The following is a 7,660-nucleotide window of genomic DNA, read 5'->3' as shown; positions in this document are numbered from 1 at the left end:
CGCTCGCTGTCGCTCGCGGAACCGTATGCGGGGGATGGGATTTGAACCCACGAACCCCTACGGGAGCGGATCTTAAGTCCGCCGCCTTTGGCCTAGCTCAGCCACCCCCGCGCAATCGGGCATTTCCGGGACGCGGGGTTAGGGGTTTCGCTTCGGACGGTGTCTCATCCCTTCACCAGTCAACGCTGAGGGTCCCATCCCCGTGGGGATCCGGTGCAACCTCCTCGTCGGTCCGCCGATCGATGACGTGGATGACACCCTTGTCCTTCTTCGCCGGGCAGACTTCGGCCGCGCGCACGTTCTCGTCCAGTTCGTCTTCGTCGATGAAGTACGATTGCGGCCGCCCGAGCCCTGATTCGATGTCCATTTCCCAGTTGTCTGCGACCTCGGCACACCGACCTGCACCGATGCATTTGTTCCCCTCGAAGATGATCTTGTAGGGCTTCTCAGAGACCGGCGGCGCGTCGGTCTCAGAACCGATCTCGCTCGGTTTCGGCGCGTCGCTCATATGTGGCGATAGCGCGGGCGCTGTCTTTGTGCTGTCGGTTTGTGTGGCTGTGGGACCGCCGCGAGCGGGGCTCTCATATGTCGATCAACCGAGGGGCATCGTTCGGAGCCAGCAGACAGTGCGAACTACAAAATGGGTACATCGCGCCCGCGCGTGCGAGGGTTTAAGAACGGAGGTGGCTTACAGAAGACACGTTCAATGTCACGTGAAACGGAATACGGGGCCGGGCAGATTCAGGTCCTCGAAGGCCTCGAAGCCGTCAGGAAACGCCCGGCAATGTACGTCGGGTCGACTGACTCTCGAGGTTTACACCATCTTGTCTACGAGGTCGTCGACAACGCGATCGACGAAGCACTCGCGGGCTACTGCGACCATATCGAAGTCAGACTCCACGAGGACGGCTCGGTATCGGTCTCAGATAACGGCCGCGGTGTCCCCGTAGACACACACGAGCAGTACGATCGTCCCGCTGTCGAGGTCATTATGACCGTCCTCCACGCCGGCGGGAAGTTCGATAATAAGTCCTACCAGGTGTCCGGTGGTCTTCACGGGGTCGGCGTCTCCGTCGTCAACGCGCTCTCCGAGCAGTTGGCGGTCGAGATCAAACGCGACGGCGCGCTCTGGCGCGACAGGTTCGATCACGGCGAACCCGAGGAGGGTGCGTTCGAGCGCGTCAGGGGTCTCGAAGACGGCGAGGAGACGGGGACGACCGTCCGCTTTTGGCCCGACGGAGATATCTTCGAGACCGTCGACTTCGAGTTCAGCACGCTCGAAAACCGCCTTCGCGAACTCGCCTTTCTCAACTCCGGGGTCGAGATCCAACTCATCGAGGAGGCTGAGGCCGACGGTGTCGCCGAAGAATCGGACGCTGAAGCAGACGACCACGCGTCCGGCATCGCCCGCGAACGGTCCTTCTACTACGAGGGTGGCATCCGCGAGTTCGTTCGCTACCTCGACGAGACCAAGACCGTCCTCCACGACGACGTCATCTACTACTCGGACTCCGAAGACGACATCGAGGTCGAGGTAGCGTTGCAGGCCACCGAAGAACTCCAGGGGTCGATCCACGCCTTCGCGAACAACATCAACACCCGCGAGGGTGGAACCCACCTCACCGGCTTCAAAACGGCGCTCACTCGCGTCGTCAATGATTACGCTCGTGAACACAATCTGCTGGACGACCTCGACTCGCTGAAGGGCGAGGACGTCCGCGAAGGGCTCACGGCCGTCATCTCGATCAAGCACCCCGACCCGCAGTTCGAGGGGCAGACGAAGACCAAACTCGGCAACAGCGAGGTACGGGGAATCACCGAGTCGGTCACCCACGAGAAACTGGGCACGTACCTCGAAGAGCATCCGGACATCGCCGGATCAATCGTCGGCAAGGCGGTCGAGGCAGCAAAAGCGCGGAAAGCAGCGAAGCAGGCCGAAGAACTCACCCGACGGAAGTCCGCACTGGAGTCGACGTCTCTCCCGGGGAAACTCGCTGACTGTCAGAGCCGAAATCCGAACGAATCCGAACTGTTCGTGGTCGAGGGCGACTCGGCCGGCGGATCCGCAAAGCAGGGACGAAATCGACGCTTTCAGGCGATTCTTCCGTTGAAAGGGAAGATTCTGAACGTCGAGAAACACCGTCTCGATCGCGTGCTCGAGAACGACGAGGTACGAGCACTCATCACCGCTATCGGTGCGGGAGTCGGCGAGGAGTTCGACATCGACGACGTGCGGTACGAGCGGATTATCCTGATGACCGACGCCGACGTCGACGGCGCACACATCAGAACCCTGTTGCTCACGCTCTTCTACCGGCATATGCGCCCGCTAGTGGAAGCGGGCTACATCTACGCGGCGCGACCACCGCTGTATCGGGTCCGGTACCGCGGGGAGACGTACGACGCGATGACCGAAACCGAGCGCGACCGCATCATCGAAGAGAAGTGCAACGGCAACCCCACGCAGGTCCAGCGGTTCAAGGGCCTCGGAGAGATGAACCCCGACCAACTGTGGGACACCACGATGAACCCCGAGAACCGGGTTCTCAAACAGATCACCGTCGAGGACGCCGCGACGGCCGACAAGATGTTCTCGGTGCTGATGGGTGATGCCGTCGAACCGCGGAAGCAGTTTATCAAGGAACGAGCGACCGATGCAGAGTGGGTTGACATCTAAATGAAGATTCATACACACGAGGTGACTGACCAATGAGTTCTGACGCACCAGAAAAGTTCGATCCCGGCACAGGAATTGCAGCCGAAGTACAGACCGCCCGGATCGAACAGGAGATGGAACAATCCTATATCGACTACGCGATGTCGGTCATCGCGGGTCGGGCCCTGCCCGACGTTCGCGACGGGCTCAAACCGGTCCACCGACGTATTCTCTATGCGATGCACGAAGCGGGCGTCACGTCTCGTTCTTCTCACCGGAAGTCGTCGTCGATTGTTGGCGAGACGATGGGCGACTACCACCCGCACGGCGACTCCGCCATCTACGACACGCTCGCGCGGATGGCGCAGGACTTCTCGATGCGGTATCCGCTTGTCGACGGGCAGGGAAACTTCGGGTCAGTCGACGGCGATCCGCCGGCCGCGATGCGGTATACCGAAGCCCGGATGGCCCCCATCGCCGAGGAACTCCTGTCGGACATCGAGATGGACACCGTCGACTTCGAGCCCAACTACGACGACCGACTGGAGGAACCGCAGGTGTTGCCCGCAGCGTTACCGAATCTCCTGGTAAACGGCTCTTCGGGCATCGCTGTCGGAATGTCGACGAACATCCCACCGCACAACCTGGGGGAAGTGATCAACGCGACGATCCACCTCATCGAGAACCCCGACTGCACGATCGAGGACCTGATGGACTATGTCAAGGGTCCCGACTTCCCGACCGGTGCAAACATCGTCGGTCGCAACGCCATCCACAAGGCGTACAAGACGGGCCGCGGGAGAGTTCGCGTACGCGCGGAGTTCGAGGTCCAAGAGGATCGGATCGTCATCTCCGAACTGCCGTATCAGGAGAACAAGGCGCGGCTCGTTGAGCGAATCGCTGACGACGTCAACGAGGGGAAAATCGATGGCATCCGCGACCTGCGCGACGAGTCCGACCGAGACGGCATCCGCGTGGTCATCGAACTCAAGCGCGGGGCCAACGCGGACGTCGTGAAGAATCAACTTCTCGAACATCATCTCGAATCGACGTTCGGCGTCATCAACCTCGCCCTGGTCGACGGCCAGCCGAAGGTGCTGGATCTGAAGGAGACGCTCGTCGAGTACGTCGATCACCGACGCGAGGTCGTTCGTCGGCGGTCGGCGTCTGAACTCGAAGATAAAGAGGAGCGCGCACACATCCTCGAAGGGCGGCTGAGGGCTCTCAAGAACGCCGACGACGTCGTCGAGGTCATCCGGAACTCCGAGAGCCGTGACGACGCGAAGGCGGCGCTGCGCGGCGAGCACGTCGTCGAAGTCGGCGGCGAGGCGCTGCCCACGTTCGACTTCTCCGAGGCGCAGGCCGATCACATCGTCGCGATGCAACTCGGTTCGCTCACCGCGATGGAAGCCGGAGAGATAGAGACGGAGTACGAGGAGGTGCAGGCTCGGATCGATCGACTGGAGACGATCCTGAGCGATCCCGACGAACTGGACGCCGTCGTCACGTCCGAACTCGAGGAGATCAACGACGAGTACGACGACGATCGCCGGACGTCGATCATCGAAGACACGGGCACGGTCACACACGAGGACCTCATCGCCGAGGAGGACGCCGTCGTCGTCGTCACCGAAGACGACTACATCAAGCGGATGTCGCTCGAGGACTTCCGAGCGCAACACCGCGGAGGCAAGGGAATCATCGGCACCGAACTCAAAGAGGGTGATCGCGTCTCCTCAGTCTACGTCGCGAGCACGCACGACTACCTCCTGTACTTCACCAACCACGGGCAGGTCTACAAACTCAAGACCTACCAGGTGCCGGAGATGTCGCGAACCGCACGCGGGAAGTCGGCGGTCAATCTCTTAGATCTCGACGACGGCGAGGAGATCGCTGCGGTCGTCAACACCGCTGACGTCGAGGTCGACGAGGAGAAGTACCTCACCTTTGCGACGAGGAACGGTTACGTCAAGCGGACGAGCGTCGACCGGTTTCAGAACATCCGCTCGACGGGAATCATCGCGACCAAACTCGGCGACGACGACGCGCTCGCAGACGTCGAAGTCACCGACGGCACGCAGGACCTCATCCTCGCGAGTCGCGGCGGAATGGCCATCCGCTTCGAGGAGGGCGACGTCCGCGCGATGGGCCGATCTGCCCGGGGCGTCCGCGGCATCAAACTCGAAGACGACGACGAGGTCGCCGCGCTCGCAGCCGTCGATCCCGACCGCCACGAGTGGGTCCTGACGGTCACCCAGCAGGGCTACGGCAAGCGTACCGACGTCAGCCAGTACCGCCGACAGTCCCGGAACGGGAAGGGACTCATCGACATCAAAACGAACGACCGCAACGGCCGCGTCTGCGAACTCGAGACGGTCGGCCCGTCGGACCACCTGTTCGTGATGAGCGGCGAGGGTCAGATCCTCCGGACGCCGGTCGAAGACATCTCGACGGTCGGCCGGAATACGATGGGCGTCATCGTGATGGACCTGACTCCGGGCGATACAGTCGCCAGTGTCGACGTGCACCCGGCCGAAGAATCCGACGACGAAGCCGACGCCGAAAGCGACGAGTGATCGGAGTCCGGACTCCGCTCGCCGTTTCACCGCGCCAATGAATCGGCTCTTTTCACCGGAAACGTGGTGTCTTCAATCCTCGCACGGCCTCGTGGAGCGCAGCGGCTACCATCAGAGGATCTGTTTTCCGAGCGCGCTCGCCGCCAGTTCCGTCGCCAGCGACGCCGTCTCGTTGTGCTCGTCGAGAATCGGATTCACTTCGACGAGTTCGAGCGAGCGCAGGCACCTGCGGTCCGCAACGGATTCGAGCGCCGCGTGCGCCTCGCGGTAGGTGACACCGCCGCGAACGGGTGTCCCGACACCGGGCGCCTCTCGCGGATCCAGCCAGTCGAGGTCGAGACTGACGTGGACCCCCTCGGTGGCCATCGTCGCGACGTCGAGGGCGTCTCCGACGACTGGGGCGATTCCGCGCTCGTCGATGTCGGACATCGTGAACGCCGTCACTGGGCTGTCGGCGATCGCTTCGCGCTCCGACTCGTCGATGTCGCGAAGGCCAACAAGCGCGATGCTCTCGGCGCGAAGTCCGTTACTGGTGGCCCATCCGAGGTCTGCGAACTCGCCCACACCGAGCAGCGCGGCGAGCGGCATCCCGTGGACGTTCCCCGACGGCGACGTCGCCGGGGTGTTGAAATCCCCGTGTGCGTCGAACCAGACGGCCCCGACTGTCGCGTCTCTGGCAGAGCCGCTGGCCGAGCCGATGGCGACCGAGTGATCGCCGCCTAACACCAGTGGCGTCTCGCCAGCGGCAAGGGCGTCGGCGACGCGGTCCCCGAGGCGGGAGACCACCTGACGGGTCTCACGAAGGAACTTCGCCTCGCCGGATCGGACCGTCTCGGCTTCCGGGTCGCGCTCTTCGGCCCGCGGCGCGGGAACGTCGCCCGAATCGACGACCTCGATGCCGATACGCTCCAGTTCCGCGGCTAACCCCGCGTAGCGGATTGCCGACGGCCCCATATCGACACCACGGCGGTTCGCCCCGTAGTCGGTCGGGGCCCCGACGATGCGAACGGTCCGGGTCATCGTCCGCTCGACTGCGGAGTCGGAGCCTCGGTCATCGGCTTCTCGATTGATTCCATACAGTCCCACGTTCTGGTGGTCACAAAGTGATTCCGCTGAGCCTGCTCTGTTCACGTTCCGAATCGGACCGGGCCTGAATTTGGTTCTGTACGACTATGTTCGACAATAGTACCCATACGTCTGAGAATTATACTACTACTCGATGTGACGTTAATCCATCCACCGGATTTAAGGCCATCAGCGGCGAACTGTTGGCTATGTCATCGATCGAACTGACGTCCAGTCAGAAAACCATCCTGACGGCGCTCATCAACCTTCACCGCGAGGACGAGGAGGCAGTAAAAGGTGAAGACATCGCCGCAGAAGTCGACCGTAACCCCGGCACGATCCGTAACCAGATGCAGAGTCTGAAGGCCCTCCAGCTTGTTGAGGGTGTCCCCGGCCCGAAAGGCGGGTACAAACCGACCGCGAACGCCTACGAAGCCCTCGACGTCAACCAGATGGACGAACCCGCGTTCGTCCCACTCTTCCACGACGACGAGGAAGTCGAGAACGCCAACGTCGACGAGATCGACCTCTCGTCGGTCCACCACCCCGAACTCTGCCGGGCGGAGATTCACATCCAGGGCTCGGTCCGTGACTTCCACGAAGGTGACAACGTCACCGTCGGCCCGACGCCGCTCTCGAAACTGGTGATCGAAGGAACCGTCGACGGCAAAGACGACACCGGTAACATCCTCATCCTCCGTATCCAGGATATGCGCGCGCCCGTTGGCGAATCCTCCCACTAGCGCCTTCTATTCTCTCTTTGCCAGACAGCGGAGAGTCGTGGCTCTGACGGGTAATACGCCAGACGCATTTACCCAATCTGGCGAAACAGCTATCGGTTGTGTGATACTCTCACCGACTGGCGTGCAAGATACAACGTATATACTCATCACTGATAATGACAAGTCTCACTGTTTGCCGGTGATCGCCACCCACGTTCACGGCGGTCACCGATAGGAGACGAGACTAGTCATTGTGACAGAACAGCTAACCGGACGAATGCAGATTGCTCGATACCGAGGATCAAGTAACAACCGTACCACGACTCGATTGTTTGCTCGGGTTTCAGGGAGATTCCAATAAATACGCCCTCACAATGAAGATTAGAATCGCTATTTGGGGAATACTCCCACGCTGCCGACACTTCATCGTGAGTGAACACGGACACCGTTGCAGGGCGAGTTTCGAGTCCAGCAGATTCATCGAGATGGCGAGGGCCAAGGTCGTAGACGCTGCTGAATAGTGAGTCGCCGTTGCGATTCTCGATGTAGACGGCGATCTGTGCAGACTCCGCAGTGTGACCTCTTTCACGGCCTGAAGGCCGTGGCATCCGGCCACCGGATGACTGCCGTGCCGAACCACG

Annotated in this window: 5 protein-coding genes and 1 tRNA gene; 3 read left to right on the top strand and 3 right to left on the bottom strand. The window is 61.6% G+C overall.

The genetic code is table 11. From position 1 onward, the window contains the following. Positions 1 to 26: 26 nt before the first annotated feature. Positions 27 to 111 (bottom strand) — tRNA-Leu (locus ABEI27_RS10805). 61 nt (positions 112 to 172) lie between these two features. Next, positions 173 to 508: a ferredoxin gene (locus tag ABEI27_RS10800; protein ID WP_089766462.1), complete on the bottom strand. Its 336-nt coding sequence runs from the start codon at positions 506 to 508 to the stop codon at positions 173 to 175. Positions 509 to 706: 198 nt separating this feature from the next. On the opposite strand from ABEI27_RS10800, the gene gyrB reads away from it, so the two are divergent. Both gyrB and gyrA read left to right on the top strand, forming a co-directional pair. Beyond that, complete coding sequence (gene gyrB, locus ABEI27_RS10795) at positions 707 to 2,677, top strand: DNA topoisomerase (ATP-hydrolyzing) subunit B (RefSeq protein ID WP_375799414.1); 1,971 nt, start codon at positions 707 to 709, stop codon at positions 2,675 to 2,677. A gap of 32 nt (positions 2,678 to 2,709) precedes the next feature. Next, positions 2,710 to 5,232, top strand: a complete 2,523-nt coding sequence (gene gyrA / locus ABEI27_RS10790) for a DNA gyrase subunit A (protein ID WP_375799413.1) — start codon at positions 2,710 to 2,712, stop codon at positions 5,230 to 5,232. A 111-nt stretch (positions 5,233 to 5,343) separates the two neighbouring features. Here gyrA and rocF read toward each other — a convergent pair whose 3' ends face one another. Beyond that, a complete protein-coding gene (gene rocF, locus ABEI27_RS10785) occupies positions 5,344 to 6,252 on the bottom strand; it encodes an arginase (RefSeq protein ID WP_375799412.1) in 909 nt (302 codons plus the stop codon). Between the two features lie 254 nt (positions 6,253 to 6,506). On the opposite strand from rocF, the gene ABEI27_RS10780 reads away from it, so the two are divergent. Continuing rightward, positions 6,507 to 7,040 (top strand): Rrf2 family transcriptional regulator, encoded by a 534-nt coding sequence (locus ABEI27_RS10780; RefSeq protein ID WP_375799411.1) that lies wholly within the window; start codon positions 6,507 to 6,509, stop codon positions 7,038 to 7,040. Positions 7,041 to 7,660: the final 620 nt, after the last annotated feature.

This window comes from Halobellus sp. (assembly GCF_042218505.1).
Lineage (GTDB): Archaea > Halobacteriota > Halobacteria > Halobacteriales > Haloferacaceae > Haloquadratum.
This window is presented reverse-complemented; position numbering and strand designations above follow the sequence as displayed.

Excerpts from the sequence above, each read along its gene's own strand:
- ABEI27_RS10800 (WP_089766462.1), bottom strand. The coding sequence starts at position 508 with ATGAGCGACGCGCCGAAACCGAGCGAGATCGGTTCTGAGACCGACGCG.
- gyrB (WP_375799414.1), top strand. The coding sequence starts at position 707 with ATGTCACGTGAAACGGAATACGGGGCCGGGCAGATTCAGGTCCTCGAA.
- gyrA (WP_375799413.1), top strand. The coding sequence starts at position 2,710 with ATGAGTTCTGACGCACCAGAAAAGTTCGATCCCGGCACAGGAATTGCA.
- rocF (WP_375799412.1), bottom strand. The coding sequence starts at position 6,252 with ATGACCCGGACCGTTCGCATCGTCGGGGCCCCGACCGACTACGGGGCG.
- ABEI27_RS10780 (WP_375799411.1), top strand. The coding sequence starts at position 6,507 with ATGTCATCGATCGAACTGACGTCCAGTCAGAAAACCATCCTGACGGCG.